Genomic DNA, 19323 nt, shown 5'->3' with positions numbered 1-19323 from the left:
CAGGAGGGAACACATGGTCAGATTGTCGGAACGGGTGACGCGGATGGCCCCGGCGGCCACGCGCGTCGTGTCGGAACGGGCGGCCGAGATGCGCCGGGCGGGCCGGGACGTGCTGTCGCTGTCGACGGGCGAGCCGGATTTTGTCTCGCCGCCGTCGGTGATGCAGGCCGCGCGGCAGGCGCTGGACGAGGGCCAGACCTTCTACACCCCCGCCGCCGGCACGGTCGAGCTGCGCGACGAGGTGGCCGGCTATTACCGCAGCCGCTTCGGGCTGGATTATGCCCGCGACGAGGTGATGATCGGGGCCGGGGGCAAGCCGCTGCTCTTCGAGGCCGCCGGCGCGCTGCTCGATCCGGGCACCGAGGCGATCCTGATCGCCCCGGCCTTTGTCAGCTATGTCGAACAGGTGCGGTTCTTTGATGCGACCCCGGTGATCGTCGAGACCGATCCCGAAACGCTGGATTTCTCGCTTGATGCGCTGGCCGCGGCGATCACCCCGCGCACGCGGATGATCCTGCTGAACGCGCCGTCGAACCCTTCGGGGCGGATCTATTCCGATGCGCTGGTCGCCGGGCTGTGCCGGCTGGCCATCGACCACGACCTGACCATCGTCAACGACGAGATCTACGAACGCATCGTCTTTGACGGCCGGCGCTATCGCAACCCGCTGGAATTCGTGCCCGAGGCCCGCGATCGCATGCTGCATATCAACGGGGCCAGCAAGGCCCTGGCGATGACCGGCTGGCGGATCGGCTATGCCCTGGGCCCGGCGCCGCTGATCCGGCGGATGACCATGCTGCAGGGCCACAATACCTCTGGGCCGGCCTCGATCAGCCAGGCCGCGGCACTTGGCGGGCTGCGCGCCGGGCAGGACGAGATCGACGAGATGGCCCGTGTTTACCAGCGGCGCAAGGACCTGATCACCGGCCGGCTCGGGGCGATGCCCTATATCCGCTACATCCCGCCCGAAGGCGCGTTCTACATCTTTGCCGATATCCGCGCGACCTTCGGCCTGTCGATCGATGGCATGGCCATCCATGACGACCTGGGCTTCTGCGAGGCCCTGCTGGAAAAGGCCGGGATCGCCACGATCCCCGGGTCGGCCTTTCTGCAGCCGGGGTTCTTCCGCATGTCCTTTGCCACCAGCGACGACACGATCGCCGAGGCGATGGACCGGATGGACCGCTTTTTCAACGCGCTGGCCTGACCGGCGCGCCAGACGAGACAAGAAACGAGGAGACAGGCATGTCGGGCAAGATCGTCGACGTATCCGCCGAAATCCCCGTGCGCCGGGTGGGCGACGGGGAAAGGCACAGCTTCTTCGGCTATTACAACAAGTCGAATTTCGACGCGCGCGATGCCCGGCTCTTGGGCCAGCGCACGCCGCTGTTCACCGGCGACCTGACCGGCCGCGAAGAGGCCGAGGTCGGGTATTTCGACCTGGCCGACGGCGATCGCTGGCACGGGCTGGGCCGGACCACGGCCTGGAACTGGCAGATGGGGTCCCAGCTGCAATGGGTCGGGCTGACGGACCAGGTGATCTTCAACAGCCGGGCGACCGGGCCGGCCGGCCCCGCCAATGTCCAGCCGGATTTCCGCGCGACCGTGGTCGACACGACCTCAGGCGACCGGCGCGAGCTGCCCCTGCCGATCTATGTCATGGCCCCCGACGGGCGCTTTGCCCTGACGCTGAACTATTCGCGGTTCATCCGCACCCATCGCACCATCGGCTACCCGGCCACCACGGCCGAACCGGCGCTGTACCTGGCGCCCGAGGATGACGGCATCTGGCGGATGGACATTGCCAGCGGCGAAAGCCGGCTGATCTGTTCGCTCAAGCGGCTCTTTGATCACCGGCACGTGCCGTCGATGGACCGGGCCTTTCACTGGGTGACCCACATGGAGGTCAATCCCTCGGGTAGCCGGTTCCTGTTCCTGCACCGCTGGACGGAACGGCCCGACGACGAATTCTGCTACCTGCACCGGCTTTACACGATCAACGGCGACGGCAGCGACCTGCGCCTGCTGGAAGACGCCGACCATCCGCTGCCGATGCTCGACCCGGGGTATGACCCGTCGGCCCATGGCACGTTCGATTACGAGAAATCGGAATGGCAGATCAGCCATCCGCTGTGGAAATCCGACGACGAGGTCATCGTCTGGGGCCCGCATGGAGGCCAGATCCACTATCAGCTGTATGACGACCGCAGCGGGGCGGTTCAGCCGGTGGGGCCGGGTCTGCTGACCGAAAACGGCCACATGACCTATGGGCGCAATCCGCGCTGGATGCTGTCGGACACCTATCCCGATGCCGAGACCGATATCCGCACGCTGTTCCTCTACGATACGAAGCGGAACATCCGCTATGACCTGGGGCGTTTCCACACGCCGCCGGACCTGGGCAAGCACAACCGCTGCGATCTGCATCCGCGGTGGAGCCGGGACAACCGGACGGTCTGCATCGACAGCGTCCATGAAGGGCCGCGCCAGATGTACCTGCTGGACATCGGCGGGCTGATCGACCGGCTGGAGGCCGAGGCGCCCTGAGGCGCGTCGGTCAGAGCATGTCCTGGACGCGGGCCGGGATGTCTTCGCGGGTCATGCCCATGCGGGACAGTTCGGCATCGCTCAGGCGGTTCAGATCGCCATAGGCCTTCTGGGCGGCCAGCGCGGCGGTGAAGGCCGACAGCAGGTTGCGCAGGAAGCCCGGGTTGTGGGGCATGACATAGGGGGCGGCGAGGGTTTTCATCGGTGTCTCCTGTGTGGATCGCTTGCCCAAGACATAGAATGCCGCGCTGCAGCAAAAAACCGTGGTTTCTGCAATGCAGCTATGCGCCCACAAACTGTCAACAGTTGACAGATTTAGGGTGGGCAGGCATCACGGAGCCGGTATCGAGCCGGTATCGAGCCGGTATTGGCCGGCAATGACCGCGCAGGAGGACGGAACGACATGGGGCGCAGGGGAACGGAACAGGGACCGGCAGGCAGGGCAGGGGGGCCGCACAATGGCTGATCGGCCCGGCCTAGCATCCTCTTCCGCGCCCGGAGCCGCGGCGCTGCGCCTTGCGGCCATTGCCGCAGCGGCCTCGGCCGGCGGCTGGCTGTGGAACCTGACCGGCTTGCCGCTCGGCTGGTTGATGGGCGCGGCGCTGGTCACCGGGGCCTGGGTCATGCTGGCCCATCACGTTGTCCTGCCCCGGCTGCTGATCCGCGCGGCCCATGTGGCCATCGGCACGGGCGTCGGCCTGGCGATCACCCCGGATGTCGTGCTGCGCATGGTCGGCTGGCTGCCACTGATGATCCTGTCGGCTCTGGCCGGGCTGCTGATGGCGGCGGCCTTTGCGCCGGTGCTGGCACGGCTGGGCCGGGTCGGGCCGGCCACGGCCTTCTTTTCGCTGACCCCGGGCGGGGTGATCGAGATGGCCAATATCGGTGGCCGCGCCGGGGCCGACCGCATGACCATCGCCGCCCTGCACACGATCCGCGTGGGCATGGTGGTCGGGCTGCTGCCGCTGGTGCTCTTTGCCTTCTATCCCCATGACACCCGGGGCCAGGCCGCCAGCGCGATCATTGCCCCGGGGCCGCTGGCCGTGGCCCTGGCCGTGGGCACCCTGGGCGGCTGGATTGGCCACCGGGTGCGGCTGCCCGCGGCCTGGCTGCTGGGCGCGGTGCTGTCGGTCGGCGTGCTGGCCGGCGCGGGCCTGGTCGTCACCCCGGACGAGGTCCTGCCCCCGCCGCTGATCGCCGTGGCCCAGATCGTCGTGGGCATGTCGCTGGGGGCCCGGTTCGAACGCGACCGGCTGGCCGCCATCCCCCGCGCCCTGGCCGCGGGCGTGCCGATCCTGGCCGTCATCATGGGCGTCATGGCCGCGCTGGCCGTTCTGGCCAGCCGGTTCGCCGCCCTCGATCCGCCGGCCCTGGTGCTGGCCTTTTCCATCGGCGGCATGGCCGAAATGGTGCTGACCGCCAAGGCCCTGCACCAGGACGTTGCCATCGTCGCGGCCTTTCAGGCCGTGCGGGCCGTCATCGTCAATCTCTTTGCCGGGGCGATCTGGTCCCGGCTTCACCTCCTCATCTCAGACCGACCGAAAGGACCCCGATCATGAGCGTCGCCCAGAACGCCTTTGCCGAAATGCCCCAGGACACCGCCATCACCGACGCGGCGGCGTCTTTTGTCGAAACCGTGACCTTTGCCGACCTGCCCGACGAGGCGCTGCGCATCGGCACGCGCTGCCTGGTCGATGCCTTCGGGCTGTATGCCGCCGGGTCCGAGGAACATTCGGTGCATATCCTGGCCGATGAAGCGGCCGAGACCGGCGGGCGGGGGGATGCCCTGGTGCTGGGCCGGCCCGACCGCGTGCCGGCGGCCATGGCCGCCCGGGTGCTGGGCACGGCCGGCCATGCCCATGACTGGGACGACAGCCAGGTGTCGGTGGACCCGGCCCATATCTACGGCCTGCTCACCCATCCGACCATCCCGCCGCTGACCGCAGCACTGGTCATGGCCCAGAAACTGGGCCGGGTGTCGGGCCGCGATTTCATGCTGGCCTTCCTCACCGGCTTCGAGGTCGAGTGCAAGATTTCAGAATGGATGCTGCCCCGCCACTACATGCAGGGCATGCATTCCAGCGGCACCGTCGGCACCTTTGGCGCCTATGCGGCGGCCGCGAAGATGCTGGGGCTGAAAGGCGACAAGCTGCGCTGGGGCTTCGGCATCGCCGCCAGCCTGGCCGCCGGCATCCGCTGCAACTTCGGCACGATGACCAAGCCCCTGCATGTGGGCCGGGCCTCGGAAAACGGGGTCACCGCCGCGCTGCTCGCCGCCCGGGGCTTTACCGCCGATCCGACGGCGCTGGACGGGCCCTGGGGCTTCATGGCCGTGCAGGGCGGCGGGGCCAGCCCCGACAAGATCGCCCAGGGGTTCGGCCGGACCTGGACCATCGTCGAGCCCGGCGTGTCGATCAAGCCCTACCCCTGTGGTGTGCTGACCCATCCGACCATCGACCTGATGCTGCGGCTGGTCACCGAAGGCGATATCGCGCCCGACGCCATCGACCGGGTGACCGTGCATGCCGGGACCAACATCCTCAAGCCGATCCGCTACCCGATCGCGGCCAACCACCTGCAGGCCAAGTTCTCGCTGCCCGCGGCGCTGTCGATGATCGCCCTGGCCCGCAAGGCCGGCAAACGCGAATTTGCCGATGCCTTTGTCGCCAGCCCCGAGATGCAGGCCATGCAGCGGCGCATCGAGACCCGGCTGGACCCCGATATCGAGGCTCAGGGCTTTGACAAGATGCGCTCGCGCATCACGATCACCCTGACCGATGGCAGCGAGATCGCCGGCTGGGCCGACGAGCGGTATCGCGGCGGGCCGGAAAACCCGCTGACAGATGGCGAGGTCGAGGACAAGTTCCGCTCGTGCTGCGATGGCGTGCTGGATGCCGGCGAACAGCAGGCCCTGCTGGCCCGGCTGTGGTCCGTGCTGGACAGCGACGACGCCGGCGCGCTGGCCGGCCTGCTGTACGGCAAGGCCGGGGCCTGATACGTGTGCCTGACATCGGGGGCCTGATACGGGCGCCCCACACCGCGGCGGCCCGAACACGGGAAGCCGCCAGTGTTTTGGGCCTGACATCGGGCCGGCCGCGGCCTGACCCCGATGCGGGCGAGGCCCGATCCCAAGGCGCGGGGCCACACCGGCCCCGCATCCCTGCCTAAAGCTTGCGCGTGATCTCGCGGCCCAGGGTCTCATAGGCCCGGGCTGCGTCATGGCTGGGCGCAAAGGTGCCCACGGGCGCCCGGTGAATGCCCATCTTCTCGACATCGGTCGAGGCCGGCACCGTCACGTCGAGGAACCGTTTCGCATGGTCCCGGCGCATCCGGCGCATCGTCTCGCCATGCAGCTTCTTGGTGCCCTGGGCCATCGAGAAGAACGCCATGATCTTCTTGCGGTCCAGCCCCTCGTCGCGGAAGAAATCGATCAGCTGTTCAAAGGTGCGTTCCGAAAGGGTCGTCGGGATCACCGGCACGACGATGGCATCCGAACTGCGAAAGATGTTCTCGGACAGGGTCGAGATGTTGGGCGGGCAATCCAGCACGACGTAATCGTAATCCGCGCGCACCCCGCGCAGGGCCTTTTCCAGCCGCGACTGGCTGCGTTTCATGCGCGACAGGTAGACATCGAAATCGCGGAAATTCATGTTGGCCGGCAGGATATCGAGATTGTCGAAATCGCTGCCCCGGATGGCATCGGTGAATTTCGTCGCATGGGTGAAGAACCGCGTGCCCTTCAGCTTCTTCGACGGTTTCACCCGGAAATAGAACCCCGAGGCGCCCTGTGGATCGAGATCGCACAACAGCACCCGCCGGCCCGACTGGGCCAGCGCATAGGACAGGTTCACCGCGCAGGCCGTCTTGCCCACGCCGCCCTTGTTGGAATAGCTCGATATGATCTTCATGTGTCGGTCTTCCCCGGCTTGAAGAGCGCGCGCACCCTGTCGCGGGTTTCGGGCGCGTCGAATTCGGCGAAACGGGCGACCACGCGGCCGCGGGCCTCCAGCTGTTTCTGGTGCAACAGGGTGACCAGCGCGCCGACGCTGGCCGCGCAGTCCACTACGTCGGGCGTGCGGCGCGGATCGAGCCGGGCCAGCATCTCGACCATCTCGGCCTGCTGCACGGAATAATCGTTGAACGCGCCTAGGGTGTTCTGCAGCTTCTTCAGCGATTTCATGACCTTTGCCGTTTCCTGGGCATCGAACAGCGGCGTGAAGAACTCGATCAGATAGCGCAGTTTCTTGCCCTGGATGCGCAGCTCGTGGACCTGTTCGTCGGGCGTGGCATCGTCGATGGTTGCCGCGATCCGGCAGACCTTGCGATAGCGTTTCCAGATCAGCGCCCGGGCATAGTCGCGGGCGGGTTCGCCGGCGGCCGGCCCCCGGTCCAGCCGCTTGGGCGCAGCCAGAAGCGCGGCCAGATCGGTCATGTCGCGGTCATAGGCCGCGCTGCGGAACTGGCGGCGCAGCGCGTCATGGGCGCCCTTGCGGTCGCTGGCCAGCGCGTCGAACAGCTTGTGGATGCCCGGCCGGAAGGGCGCGGGCACCAAAGCGGCATAGCGGTCGCGTTCCAGCATGTAGACATCGAGATCGCGCAGCCGCCCCGTCCGGGCCATCAGCGCGCCGAACCGGGCCTTGAGCGCGTCGGTCTGCGCCGGGCTGTAGACGCCCTTGAACAGCGACAGGACCGAGCGCACCCGGCGCAGGGCCACGCGGTAATCATGCAGGAATTCGCTGTCGAGATCGTCGATCACGCCTGGTTCGTTCTGGCGGGCGACGGCCAGGTTGGTCGACAGAAAGGCCGTGGCCACGTCGAAGGCGGCCGCGTCCGTGGTCATCGGGATGACCGGTTTGTTGCGATAATCGGCCCTTGGGCCGAGCAGCGCCGCCTGGGCGGCGCCGGCATCGGCCAATGGGCGGCCCAGCGAGGTGATCAGCGCCTCCAGCGCGGCCATCTCGTCGTCATAGCCACGCAGGGGCAGGAATTCGGCAATGGTGATCGCCGGGCCGGGCTTGGCATCCGGTTCGCCGTCCTGCCGGGGCGTGATCTGCCACAGGCGGCAGCGAGCCACGGTCTTGTCCAGCTCGTCGACCATGCGCAGGGTCACGCCATCGGCCCGGGCGGGCACCTGCTCCAGCAACCGGCGCAGCGGATCGACGATGCCGGCCAATTGGTCGGTCACCGGGCCGGGCGCCATGTCGCCGACAAAGCCGGGCAGGGGGGCCGTCTGTTCCGCCGGTTCCGGCCCGAAAAGCACGATCTCGCCGCCCGCCCCGATCAGGCAGCGCCCGGCCTGGCGGACCTGGGTGTCGAACGTGTCGAGCACGCAGGCCTCCAGCCCGGTCACCTCGTCCTCGGCCAGCAGCCGGGCCTCGCCCAGCCGGGTTCCGGCCCCGGGCAGCGCGGTGGCCCCCTGAAGGAACAGCCGTTTCGCCGCACCCGATTGCATGCGCATGTTGTCAGGTCCTCCGTCCGTGTCCCGCAGATCTTGGCGCCGTCGGGTCGCTTTGCTTCCTGTCCCCGGCCGGGCGGGCCGTCTGCGGCCGGTACCTGGCGGGGTCTTCGAACCGGCAGCCTGTCATGGCGGCACCTTGAAATCCACCTTTGCGCGCAGGGGCTTCCGCCCGGTCAGGTGCCTGTGGCCGCCGGGGCGCGCCGGCGGGATGTCAGTCCAGCGAAACCAGCACCTCGCAGACCCGCCGGGGATCGTAGCGGTCGGGCCGGTCGCCGGCCAGCGGCAGGCGCAGGCAGGGGATGCCGTGGCGCGCGGTCACGGCCGCGCAGAGCGCCGGATCGGTCGAGCTGTCGCAAAGCACGTGGCTGACCAGCCGGTGGGCGGGCAGGGGGGTGTCGCCGCCCAGGTCGGCCTGCAACGGGGCCAGCAGCGCCGCGACCTGGTCGGCCAGGTCATGGCCGCGCGCTTCGGGATCGGGGCCGAGGCTGGGCAGGTAGACCTTGGGCACCGGCCGGTCGGCCACCGCCCGTCCGACCCCGGCGGGCAGCAGGTTGGCCACGACCGACGAATAGAGCGAGCCGGGCGAATAGCAGATCACGTCGGACTGGCCGATCAGCCGCCGGCTGCGCTTGGGCAGGGGAATGTCGCCCGGGGCCAGCTCGCGCTGTCCGTCGCTGAGAAAGGCCCGGCGGATGGGGGTGGCCAGCGGGGCGACCTCCTTGCCGGTGATCTGGCGCTGGCCGATGACCCGCCGGCCGTCGGCCAGCTCGACCCCCAGCTGCAGGTTGGCATCCACGACCGAGCGCACGGTGCCGCGCACGTCGACCATCTTGGACATCAGGAACAGCACCGGTTCCAGCGCCCGGTCGTTGCCCAGGTAGCCTCCGGCGATGATCAGGTTGCCGACGCTGGCATTGCGATAGTCGAAATCCGCCGGGGCATGGTCGGTGAACTGTTGCAGGAACGACTGGATCAGGCTGCGCATCGGCCGGCCGATGGCCTTGACCAGCGGATGCTTGCCATCGGTCATCGCCCGGACCTGGCCGGCCAGCGCCTTCTGGCCGCCGTCGCGGGGCAGGCGGTGCGAGAACAGGGCATAGATGTCGGGCTGGCCCAGCACGGTTTCATCGGCCAGCGCCATCAGCCGGCTGCGCAGGTCGCCCACGGCCGGCATGTCAAAGGTCGCCCGCAGGATCTGCGAGGACCCGCCACTGTCGAAGGGCGTGATCAGGTGGGTGGAATTGAACGTGTAGCGCTTGAGCTCCCGCGAGATGCCGTTCAGCGCGCTGCCGCCCGAAAAGAACAGCAGGCGCGGGCCGAGATGCGGCGCGCTCAGCGCCCGGGCCACGCGCAGCGAGTCCGGCAGGGTGATCTCTCGTTCGATGCGTATTCTGGCCATGGCCTGCCCGTCTGTGTCCCGCCCCAGTGTTTCGCCCCGGTTTACCGTCCCTGTGTCGGGTCCGCTTCTCGTCCAGTTGGTCAGCCCGGTGCATCGCGTCGGTCCCGCGCCCGTCATCGCGCCGAAGTGGTCCGCCGTTGCCCTGCGGTGCCGCTTTGCCCGGCGTGATCTATTGCCCTGCCGCCTTGCACCGTAGCGCCATCTCGCGCCTTGTCGCCTTGTCGCCTTGTCGCCTTGTCGCCTTGTCGCCTTGTCGCCTTGTCGCCGTGCCGTGATGCCCGGCTTCGTCATGTCCCTGACCGTCTCGCCCCGGCCACCTTGCCCTTTGCCGACCTGTCCCCTGCGCCGGTCCGCCCGTTTCTGCACCGTCCGCATGACAGGCACGTGTCACGGCCCAACCCGATCCCCGCCCGGCGTGGGGCCGTCTTGGAATCGTTGCGCTTCTCGGAGATAAGGCCTCATGCGCGCAGAGTCACCCATACCGCCCGCGGCCCCCGTGGCCAGCCGCCCCGCCGCGCCGGCGGAAGGCGGGCGCACCGGCCCGGGTGCGGCCCCCATCCCGACCGAGGCCCCATGAAACTTCCCCAAGCGGCCGAAGAGAACATGGCCTTCCTGCTGGCCGAGATCGACGGCCAGCTGGTCCGCCTGACCGAGTATTTCCGCGATCCCCGCCCCGAGACCGCGCAGCGGCTGATCCAGCGGGCGGGCTATTCGCACAACCTGGCCGGCCGGGTGCGCCGGGCCTGCATCTCGGGCATGATGCGCAGCAAGAAAAGCGCCGCCCACAACCTGCAACTCCAGGGCGTCGACAAGGTCGCGCGCAACCTCGACCTGGTGTCGCGGCTGGGCCGGCGGGCGGTGCAGCATGCCGAGGATGTCCAGCGGCTCAAGCTGCTGCGCCCGGATGCCTATGTCAAACCGCTGCAGCGCGTGACCGGCCGGGTTGCCCGCGTGCAGGATGCCCTGCGCGACCGCGACAGCCGGCTGGCCGTCGAGATCGGCCGGACCAGCGAGGAGCTCGACACCTTCTACGATCAGGTCTTTCGCACCTATACCCGCGACATGCAGGGCTCGCGCCATACCGCCGACCTGGCCCATGCCCTGCTGACCGCCCACGAGATCCACCGCATGGGCGAGGCGCTGCAGGGCATCAGCGAGGCGATCCTGTCGATCAGCATCGGCCAGTCGGTGCAGTTCGACCGCTATTTCACCCTGCGCAGCGTGCTGTCTGGGGTCAGCCGCGACGACGAGGACATCACCCTGCAACCGCTGGCCGAAACCCGGTCGGGCAGCGCGATTTCCAGCGTCAGCTGGCAGAACGGCAAGGGCAAGAACGTCGATGCGGTGTTCAAGGACGGCGACCTGAAGAAGGTCAAGGAAGAGCGGGTCGGCGTGAAGAGCTGGAATTCGGTCTACCCCGGCCTGGCCCCGCGCATCCTGTCCTATCACAAGCGCGGCGACAGTGCCGCGCTGCTGATCGAACATCTCAACGGCCAGACCTTCGAGGATATCGTGCTGGGCGCGACCCCGGCCCGGCTGGCCGAGGCCCAGAAGGCCCTGCACCGCACCGTCCGCGACATCTGGCGGCGCACGCGGATCGACGAACGCGCCGAGATGAAGGCAATGGACCAGATGGCCGCGCGGATGGATGACGTCTGCCGGCTCCATCCGCAGTTCACGCCCCGCCCGCAGAAGATCCAGGGCCTCGATATTGCCGGGCTCGACCGGCTGATCGACGCGGCCGCCCGGCGCGAGGCCCGGGTGCCGGCGCCGTTCTCGGTTTGGATCCACGGCGATTTCAACCTCGACAACGTGATCTACGACGCCGACGAGCAGAAGATCCGGTTCATCGACCTGCACCGCTCGCGCTACATGGATTACGTCCAGGACGTGTCGGTCTTCATGGTGTCGAACTACCGCCTCCAGGTGCTGGACGCGGGCACCCGGGCGCGGATCTGCGACGTGGCCTGCGGCATGCAGGCGATGGCCTCCAAGTTCGCCGCGCGCGAGGGGGACAGGACCTTCGAATACCGGCTGGCCCTGGGCCTGGCCCGGTCCTTTGCCAGCTCGACCCGGTTCATCGTCGACACCGGCCAGGCCCGGCGCATGATGCTGCGGGCCCGCTATATTCTGGAAACCGCGCTGGCCGTGCCCGAGGGGCGCGAGACGCGGTTCAAACTGCCCACGAGGATGCTGTTCAGTGACTGAGAGAATTGGGGTCATCGGAACCCCCGGCAAATGGTCGACAGAGGCCCTGGCCGATGCCTTCGAGGCGCGGACCGGCTTTCGCATGGTGATCGACATGGCCCGGGTCACGCTCGACCTGGGCAGCGGCCGGCTGATGTGCGACGGGGTGGACCTGGCCTCGCTGGACGGGCTGGTGGTCAAGAAGATCTCCGAGGTCTACAGCCCCCATGCGCTGGACCGGCTTGAGATGCTGCGCGTGGCCGAGGCCCGGGGCGTCAGGATCTTCAGCCCGGCCGAGGCGATCCTGCGGCTGATGGACCGGCTGGCCTGCACGGTGACGCTGGCCAATGCGGGCATCCCGATGCCGCCGACGGTCATCACCGAGGACCCGGCCGCCGCGGCCGAGACGCTGGAGCGGTTCGGCTCGGCGGTGTTCAAGCCGCTGTTCTCGACCAAGGCCCGGGGCATGGTGCTGCTGGACCACGGCGCGCCCGATGCCACCGCGCAGATCGCGGCCTTCCGGGCCGACAACCCGGTGATGTACATCCAGAAAAAGGCCGACCTGTCGGGCCAGGACCTGGGCATGGTCTTTCTGGGCGGCGACTATGTCTGCACCTACAGCCGGGTCGGCCAGTCGGGCAGCTGGAACACGACGATCCATGCGGGGGGCAAATATGCCCCCTACGAGCCGGACGCCGCGCTGATCGAGCTGGGCCGGCGGGCCCAGGCGCCCTTCGGGCTGACCTTTACCACCGTCGACATTGCCCTGACCCCGGACGGGCCCATCGTCTTCGAGGTCTCGGCCTTCGGCGGCTATCGCGGGGCGCTGGACGGCTGCGGGATCGACGCCGCGGCGCTGGTCGTCGATCACGTTCTGGCCGAGGTGGCGGCATGAGCCCGCGCGCCGAGCTGGACCGCCTGGGCCTGGCGCTGGACCTGTCGCCGGCCGAGGCCGCGCGGCCGTTTCACCTGCGGGTCGGGCCGGTGTCGCTCAGCGTGTTCTGCCCCGATCCGTTGCGCGCCGCGCTGGTGGCCTATTTCGCCGAAGCCCTGGCCGATGCGCCGGGCGCCGATCCGGTGACGGTGCACCTGCTGCCGGGCCAGGCCCTGGCCCCCGAGCCGGCCTGGATCGACTGGGCGCGCGAACCGGGCAAGGCCGGGCGCAAGGATGCGGTGGTCGATCTCGACGATGCCCGCCTGGTGCGCAAGGTGCGCAGCGGCGTGACCTTCGTGCAGTCGCCCCGGGTCCGGCTGGCCTGCGGCCCGCTGGTGGATCATGTCTCGACGGTGATCAATTTCATCAACACCCAGGTGCTCAGCCACTGCCAGCAGGACGGCTGGCAGCTGTGCCACGCGGCGGCGGTGACCGGGGCCGGGCGTACGCTGGCGATTTCCGGTCTGTCGGGCGGCGGCAAGTCGACCTCGATCCTGCGGATGATGGATATCGACGGCACGGCCTTCGTGTCCAACGACCGGCTGCTGGTGCAGCCGGGCGCGCCGGCCCGGGCCCTGGGCATTCCCAAGCATCCGCGCATCAACCCGGGCACGATCCTGGGCAATCCGCGGCTGCAGGCCATGCTTGATCCCGCCCGGCGGGCCGAGCTGGCGGCGATGAATCCCGATGCGCTCTGGGCGCTCGAAGACAAGCACGACCTGATGGTGTCCGAGGTCTACGGCCCGGGCCGGGTGCAATATGCCGCGCCGCTGACCGATTTCTGGGTGCTGAACTGGGCGCGCGACAGCAAAGCGCCGACGCGGGTCGATCCGGTGGACCTGGCCGCGCGGCCCGACCTGCTGGGCGCGATCATGAAATCGCCCGGCCCGTTCTACCAGCATCCGGATGGCCGGTTCGAACCCAACGGCGCCGCGCCGGTGCCCGGGCCCTACCTGGACGCCCTTCGGGGCGTGCAGGTCTGCGAGGTTTCGGGCCGGGTCGATTTCGATGCGCTGGCCGATGCCGGCCGGGCGCTTTTCGATGGGTGAGGGGGCGGCGCCCGACAGGGTGGGGGCCTATGCCGCCTTCCTGCGCCACGGGGCCTATCACCAGCGGCCCGGCGCGCCGTCGGCCCGCCAGCCCTTTGCCCTGACCGACGAGGGCCAGGCCCAGGCCCGGGCCGGCGGCGATGCGCTGGCCGCGATGATCGCCGAACGGGGGCTGACACTGGACCCGGTGATCCGCTGTTCGCGCCAGCTGCGCGCCTGGCAGACCGCCGATGCCGTGGCCGGGCGGCTGCGCGCCCATGGCCATGCGGTGGACCGGATCGACGAGACCTCGGCCCTGGCCGAACGCGGGCTGGGCAGCGCGGCCAACCTGACCGTGGCCGAGATCGAACAGGTCCTGGCCGACGATCCCCGCCATGGCCCCCCGCCGCCGGGCTGGAAGTCGGACAGCAGCTACCGCCTGCCGCTGGACGGGGCCGAGAGCCTGGACGAGGCCGGCGCCCGGGTCGCCGCCTGCCTGGGCGACACCCTGGGCCGCGATCCGGTGCCCGGCCGGGTGACGGTCTTTGTCGGCCATGGCGCGTCCTTCCGCCACGGATGCCGGTACCTGGGCCTGCTCACCGCCGCCGATGTGCCCCGGCTGTCGATGTTCCACGCCCGGCCGTTGCTATTCTGTTACAATGCGCATGGTAGCTGGCAGCACTGTGCCGGCGCATGGAAGGTCAGGGCCCGGTCCGAGGACCCGATCGACTGACCGCGCCGGATGGCAGGCAGGAAGGTCGACCCGATGAACGTTCTCCCCCGTCCCCCGCTGTCCCCGACGCCGCCCGCCGGCCTGTTGCCCCCCGTCTTCGACGTGGCCGGCGAAGTGGCCGACCTGCCGCGCGATCTCGAACCCTGGCCCTGTGCCGCCGATCCGGCCAAGCGGCCGCTGATCGGGGCCTGCCTGGCCCGTGCCCGGCGCCATGGCGGCTGGCGCTGGCCCGACCGGCCGGTGGTCTTTGTGTCCGACACCCACGCCGATGCCGACGGGTTCCTGCGCTCGCTGGTCGGCGCCGGGGTGATCCGCCGCCATGCGCACGGCCCGCGTTTCGACCTGACCGGCTTTGGACGCCAGGCCACGATCGTGATCGGCGGCGATTGCCTGGACAAGGGTCCCAGCAACCTGGCCATGCTCGATGCGCTGGACGACCTGCGCCGCTCGGGCGCGCGGCTGCACATCCTGGCCGGCAACCACGACCTGCGCATGCGCCTGGCGGTCGAGGCGCTGTGCGGGCCGCGTTCGGTGCTGCGCGATCACATCTTCCTGCGCATGGGCCGCAAGATCCTGCCCGCCCTGCGCGAGGTCTTTGACCGATTTGTCACCCCGGCCGACCTGGATGCGCTGCCCGACGAGGTGACCTGTCGCGCCCGGTTGCTGCCGCCGCCGGGCTGGGCCGAAGGCTTTGCCGCCGCCGCCCGGGGCCAGCTGCGCCCCGAGGTCATCACCCGCGAGATCCGCAAGCTGGAGGCCAAGCGCGGCCAGTTCGACCGCGAGGTCGCGCGCACCGGGCTGAGCGCGCGCGAGCTGATGGCCGCCGTGCACGGCTGCCGCCGGGTGTTCTTTGAACCGGGCGGGCCCTATGCCTGGTTCTACGACAACATGGATGTTGTCGCTCGCAGCGGATCGCTGCTGTTTGTCCATGCCGGGATCTGCGACCGCATGTGCGCCCTGCTGGACGAGGTCGGCCCCGAGGGCGTCAACGCCCGCTACCGCGCCGGGGCCCGGCACAGTTCGCTGGCCTTCTATTTCGGCCCGCTGGCCAACCTGGTGCGCACCAAGTACCGGCCAAGCGATTTCGACCTCACCGACCGGGGGGTCGACCTGCTGCACCGCAATGGCATCCACATGGTCGTGCAGGGCCATGTCAACAACCACGCCGGCCAGCGGCTGCTGGCCAAGCGCGGCCTGCTGCACCTGGAGGCCGATGTCACGCTCGACCGGGCGTCGCGCAGCCTCGAAGGGCTGGATGGCATCGGTGCGGGGGCAACCTTGATCCTGCCGTCGGGCGATGTCATCGGGCTGAGCCGGGATTACCCCCGGGCCAAGCATTTCGCGCCCGAGCGCATCGGGTAGACGCCAGTCAAGGAACAAAGGAGCACGCGACGATGGCCAGCTCGGACACGCGGTTCACCCATGAATCGCTGCAGGATGCCAAGACGATCAAGACCCTGCTGACCGCCCTGTCCAAGGGGTTTTCCAAGGGCGAGATGACGCTGAGCGACGGCGACCGGGATTTTGTCCTGCCGACGGGCGAGCTGATGACCGTGCGCATCCGGGCCGAACGCCAGGACGGGCAATGCGAATTCCGCCTGAACGTGTCGTGGAAGGACACCGTCGCCCCGGCCGGCAAGAAAACCCCGACGATTTCGTCCTGACGGGCAGGGCGTCGCAAAAGCTTCACTTGTGACGGGATCATTTATTCAATAATCCATGAAATATGGAAATGATGAGTCCCGACCAGCTGACCACCCTCGGCCACCCCCAGCGTCTTGCGCTGTTCCGCCTGCTCATGCGCCGGTATCCCGATCGCGTGCCGGCGGGCGAGCTGGCCCTGGCCATGGGTGTCAAGGCCAGCACCATGTCGACCTATCTTGCCGCGCTGCTGCGCTGCGGCCTGGTGCGGCAGGACCGGTCGGGGACATCGCTGCTCTATTCGATCCAGATGGCGTCCGTGCGACAGATGTTCGATTTCCTGTTCATCGATTGTTGCCGCGGCCGCCCCGAACTTTGCCTGTCCACCAGCCCGGGAGCTGACCCGATGTCCGACCGCATCTACAACGTGCTTTTCATCTGCGTGGGCAATTCCGCGCGTTCGATCTTTGCCGAATCGATCCTGCGATCGCTCGGCGGGGGCCGGTTCAATGCCTATTCCGCCGGAACGCGGCCCTATTCCGAGCTGAACCCCTTTGCCATGCAGGTGCTGGACGACAAGCGCCACGACACCAGCATGCTGCGTTCCAAGAACGTGTCGGAATTTGCCGGGCCGGATGCGCCGCGGATGGATTTCGTCTTTACCGTCTGCGACCAGGCGGCGAACGAGGAATGCCCGGCCTGGGAAGGCCAGCCGATCAGCGGCCATTGGGGCATGCCCGACCCGGTCAAGGCCGAGGGCACCGACGCCCAGAAGGCCCTGGCCTTTCAGCAGGCCTACGGGGCGCTGAGCCGGCGCATCCAGGCGTTCACGGCCCTGTCCATCGACAACCTCGACCGCGTCGCCCTGCAGGGGGCCGTCGACGAGATCGGGCGCAGCGAGACCGGGGCCCCGGCATGACGACCTATGCGCTGAACGGGCTGGGCCGGATGGGCAAGCTGGCGCTTCGGCCGATGCTGGAGCGCGGGCTGGACATTGCCTGGATCAACGATGCGGTGGGCGATGCCGAGATGCATGCCCACCTGCTGGAATTCGACACGGTACATGGTCGCTGGCCGGCGACATTCGGCCACGAGGCCGGGGCGGTCACGATCGATGGCACGCGGCTGCCCTTCATCGGCACGGGCGACCTGTCGGCCCTGCCGCTCGACGGGGTCGACGTGGTGATCGATTGCACCGGGGTCTTCAAGACCGCAGCCAGGGTGCAGCCCTATTTCGATGCCGGGGTGAAGAAGGTCGTGGTGTCGGCCCCGGTCAAGGACGGGCCGACGGCCAATATCGTCTACGGGGTCAACAACGACCTCTATGATCCGGCCGCCCATCACATTGTCACGGCGGCGTCCTGCACGACCAATTGCCTGGCCCCGGTGGTCAAGGTCATCCACGAGTCCCTGGGCATCCGCCACGGGTCCATGACCACGATCCACGATGTGACCAACACCCAGACCATCGTGGACCGGCCGGCCAAGGACCTGCGCCGGGCGCGGTCGGCGCTGAATTCGCTGATCCCCACGACGACCGGATCGGCCACGGCCATCACCTTGATCTATCCCGAGCTGACCGGCCGGCTGAACGGCCATGCCGTGCGCGTGCCGCTGCTGAATGCCTCGCTGACCGATTGCGTTTTCGAAGTGTCGCGGGAAACCAGTGTCGACGAGGTCAACGCGCTGTTCCGGGCCGCTGCCGAAGGGCCGCTGAGCGGCATCCTGGGCTACGAAACCCGGCCGCTGGTCTCGGCCGATTACACCAACGACACGCGGTCCTCGATCATCGACGCGCCGTCGACGATGGTGATCAACGGCACCCAGGTCAAGATCTATGCCTGGTACGACAACGAGATGGGCTATGCCCACCGGCTGGTCGACGTGGCCGCCATGGTCGGGGCCGCGCTGTGACCGATCCGCGCCCCGATCACCCGGCCGGCGCCGCCCGGCCCGAAGGCCTGTCGGCCTACGTGGCCGTCACGGCGGCCTACTGGGCCTTCATGCTGACCGACGGGGCGCTGCGGATGCTGGTGCTTCTGCATTTCCACGCGCTGGGGTTCTCGCCGGTCCAGCTGGCCTATCTTTTCGTGCTCTACGAGATCGCCGGCATGGTCACCAACCTGGCCGCCGGCTGGATCGCCGCGCGGTTCGGGCTGACGGCCACGCTGTATGCCGGGCTGGGCATCCAGGTCGTGGCCCTGCTGGCCCTGACGCAACTGGATCCGGGTTGGGCGGTGGGCGCCTCGGTGGCCTTTGTCATGTGTGTCCAGGGCGCCAGCGGAGTGGCCAAGGACCTGGCCAAGATGTCGTCCAAGTCGGCGGTCAAGCTGCTGGCCCCGACCACCGGCGGCGGGCTGTTCCGCTGGGTCGCCGTGCTGACCGGGTCCAAGAACGCCGTCAAGGGCCTGGGCTTCCTGCTGGGCGCGGCCCTGCTGGCCGGGCTGGGCTTTACCTGGGCGGTGCTGATCATGGCCCTCGTGCTGGCCATCATCCTGGTCGCCGTGGCCCTGCTGATGCCCCCGGGCCTGCCGCAGGGCCGCAAGGGCGCGAAGTTCTCCGAGGTCTTTTCGAAATCGGCCAATGTCAACTGGCTGTCGGCCGCCCGGGTCTTCCTGTTCGGCGCGCGCGATGTCTGGTTCGTGGTGGGCATCCCGATCTATTTCTACGCCGTGCTGTCCGACGGCAGCCCCGAGGGCAACCGCGCGGCCTTTTTCATGATCGGCACCTTCATGGCCGTCTGGATCATCCTTTACGGCGCGGTCCAGGCCAGCGCCCCGCGCCTGCTGGGCGCGGCCTCGCGGCCCGAGAGCGCGTTGATCCGCGCGGCGCGCAGCTGGGCGGCGGCGCTTTTCGTCGTGCCCGCGGTGCTGACCCTGGCCGTGCTGCTGGCCGGCGGGCCGCAGCCCTGGCTGACGGTCACGCTGGTGGCCGGGCTGCTGGTCTTCGGCGCGATCTTCGCGGTCAATTCCGCGCTGCATTCCTACCTGATCCTGGCCTTCACCCGGTCCGAGCGGGTGACGATGGACGTCGGGTTCTACTACATGGCCAATGCCGGCGGGCGGCTGCTGGGCACCCTGCTGTCGGGGTTGACCTACCAGGTCGGCGGGCTGCCCCTGGTGCTGGGCACGGCCGCTGTCATGGTCGCCCTGGCCGCGTTGACCTCGGGCCGGCTGGATGCCCGGGCCGGGGTGCCGGGGGATGCCCCGGCCTGATCGCCGGTACCGGTTGACGTTGCGTTCGCCTCATGGGCGAAACTTCGCTGCGAACGGCGCATGATCTGTCACTTTCCGGCCAAGGCCCGCGACATTCTCGCGGGTTGTCCGGCATGCGCCCTTGAAATGTCCCGCCATCGCATCATCCTGTCCCCCCGCAGGTCCTCCGTTTCGGGACATG

General features: G+C 68.8%; 16 protein-coding genes and 1 pseudogene. 13 read left to right on the top strand and 4 right to left on the bottom strand.

The features are described from left to right. Positions 1-13: 13 nt before the first annotated feature. Entirely contained in the window at positions 14-1207 is a 1194-nt protein-coding gene (locus ACK3BB_RS23585; protein WP_428929130.1) for a pyridoxal phosphate-dependent aminotransferase, read from the top strand. A gap of 38 nt (positions 1208-1245) precedes the next feature. Next, entirely contained in the window at positions 1246-2547 is a 1302-nt protein-coding gene (locus tag ACK3BB_RS23580; RefSeq protein WP_428929129.1) for a hypothetical protein, read from the top strand. Between the two features lie 10 nt (positions 2548-2557). Here the strand turns inward: ACK3BB_RS23580 and ACK3BB_RS23575 are convergent, their stop codons facing one another. Continuing rightward, entirely contained in the window at positions 2558-2749 is a 192-nt protein-coding gene (locus tag ACK3BB_RS23575; RefSeq protein ID WP_428929128.1) for a hypothetical protein, read from the bottom strand. 256 nt (positions 2750-3005) lie between these two features. Here ACK3BB_RS23575 and ACK3BB_RS23570 point away from each other — a divergent pair, with 256 nt between their 5' ends. Then, a complete protein-coding gene (locus ACK3BB_RS23570) occupies positions 3006-4106 on the top strand; it encodes an AbrB family transcriptional regulator (protein ID WP_428929127.1) in 1101 nt (366 codons plus the stop codon). Then, complete coding sequence (locus tag ACK3BB_RS23565) at positions 4103-5542, top strand: MmgE/PrpD family protein (RefSeq protein ID WP_428929126.1); 1440 nt, start codon at positions 4103-4105, stop codon at positions 5540-5542. The genes ACK3BB_RS23570 and ACK3BB_RS23565 overlap by 4 nt, the downstream gene beginning before the upstream one ends. 169 nt (positions 5543-5711) lie before the next feature. Here ACK3BB_RS23565 and ACK3BB_RS23560 read toward each other — a convergent pair whose 3' ends face one another. The 3 genes from ACK3BB_RS23560 to ACK3BB_RS23550 all read right to left on the bottom strand — a co-directional run bounded on the left by ACK3BB_RS23560 (position 5712) and on the right by ACK3BB_RS23550 (position 9404). Continuing rightward, positions 5712-6455, bottom strand: coding sequence for a ParA family protein (locus tag ACK3BB_RS23560; protein ID WP_428929125.1), 744 nt, complete (start codon positions 6453-6455; stop codon positions 5712-5714). Beyond that, positions 6452-8005 (bottom strand): CHAD domain-containing protein, encoded by a 1554-nt coding sequence (locus ACK3BB_RS23555; RefSeq protein WP_428929124.1) that lies wholly within the window; start codon positions 8003-8005, stop codon positions 6452-6454. Before ACK3BB_RS23555 ends, ACK3BB_RS23560 begins: the two co-directional genes overlap by 4 nt. A 211-nt stretch (positions 8006-8216) precedes the next feature. Continuing rightward, on the bottom strand, positions 8217-9404 hold the full coding sequence (locus ACK3BB_RS23550) for a GAK system CofD-like protein (RefSeq protein ID WP_428929123.1): 1188 nt from the start codon (positions 9402-9404) through the stop codon (positions 8217-8219). 573 nt (positions 9405-9977) lie between these two features. Here ACK3BB_RS23550 and ACK3BB_RS23545 point away from each other — a divergent pair. The 9 genes and pseudogenes from ACK3BB_RS23545 to arsJ all read left to right on the top strand — a co-directional run bounded on the left by ACK3BB_RS23545 (position 9978) and on the right by arsJ (position 19142). Next, positions 9978-11612 (top strand): phosphotransferase, encoded by a 1635-nt coding sequence (locus tag ACK3BB_RS23545; protein ID WP_428929122.1) that lies wholly within the window; start codon positions 9978-9980, stop codon positions 11610-11612. Next, positions 11605-12486 (top strand): GAK system ATP-grasp enzyme, encoded by an 882-nt coding sequence (locus ACK3BB_RS23540; protein ID WP_428929121.1) that lies wholly within the window; start codon positions 11605-11607, stop codon positions 12484-12486. The genes ACK3BB_RS23545 and ACK3BB_RS23540 overlap by 8 nt, the downstream gene beginning before the upstream one ends. Continuing rightward, positions 12483-13574 carry an HprK-related kinase B gene (locus ACK3BB_RS23535; RefSeq protein WP_428929120.1) on the top strand — a complete coding sequence of 364 codons (1092 nt, stop codon included), beginning with the start codon at positions 12483-12485 and terminating at the stop codon, positions 13572-13574. Before ACK3BB_RS23540 ends, ACK3BB_RS23535 begins: the two co-directional genes overlap by 4 nt. Further along, positions 13534-14286 (top strand): histidine phosphatase family protein, encoded by a 753-nt coding sequence (locus tag ACK3BB_RS23530; protein WP_428929119.1) that lies wholly within the window; start codon positions 13534-13536, stop codon positions 14284-14286. The genes ACK3BB_RS23535 and ACK3BB_RS23530 overlap by 41 nt, the downstream gene beginning before the upstream one ends. A gap of 33 nt (positions 14287-14319) precedes the next feature. After that, positions 14320-15648: a metallophosphoesterase gene (locus ACK3BB_RS23525; RefSeq protein ID WP_428929118.1), complete on the top strand. Its 1329-nt coding sequence runs from the start codon at positions 14320-14322 to the stop codon at positions 15646-15648. Between the two features lie 32 nt (positions 15649-15680). Then, positions 15681-15842: pseudogene (locus ACK3BB_RS23520) on the top strand (amphi-Trp domain-containing protein); the annotation flags it as partial. A 170-nt stretch (positions 15843-16012) separates the two neighbouring features. Next, a complete protein-coding gene (locus ACK3BB_RS23515) occupies positions 16013-16846 on the top strand; it encodes a helix-turn-helix domain-containing protein (protein WP_428929117.1) in 834 nt (277 codons plus the stop codon). Then, on the top strand, positions 16843-17841 hold the full coding sequence (locus ACK3BB_RS23510) for an ArsJ-associated glyceraldehyde-3-phosphate dehydrogenase (protein ID WP_428929116.1): 999 nt from the start codon (positions 16843-16845) through the stop codon (positions 17839-17841). The genes ACK3BB_RS23515 and ACK3BB_RS23510 overlap by 4 nt, the downstream gene beginning before the upstream one ends. After that, a complete protein-coding gene (gene arsJ / locus ACK3BB_RS23505) occupies positions 17838-19142 on the top strand; it encodes an organoarsenical effux MFS transporter ArsJ (RefSeq protein ID WP_428929115.1) in 1305 nt (434 codons plus the stop codon). Before ACK3BB_RS23510 ends, arsJ begins: the two co-directional genes overlap by 4 nt. The last annotated feature ends 181 nt before the right edge of the window (positions 19143-19323 follow it).

This window comes from Marinibacterium sp. SX1 (assembly GCF_050389775.1).
Classification (GTDB): domain Bacteria; phylum Pseudomonadota; class Alphaproteobacteria; order Rhodobacterales; family Rhodobacteraceae; genus Marinibacterium.
The sequence above is the reverse complement of the archived record's forward strand: the minus strand, read 5'-3'. Positions and strand labels throughout refer to the sequence as shown.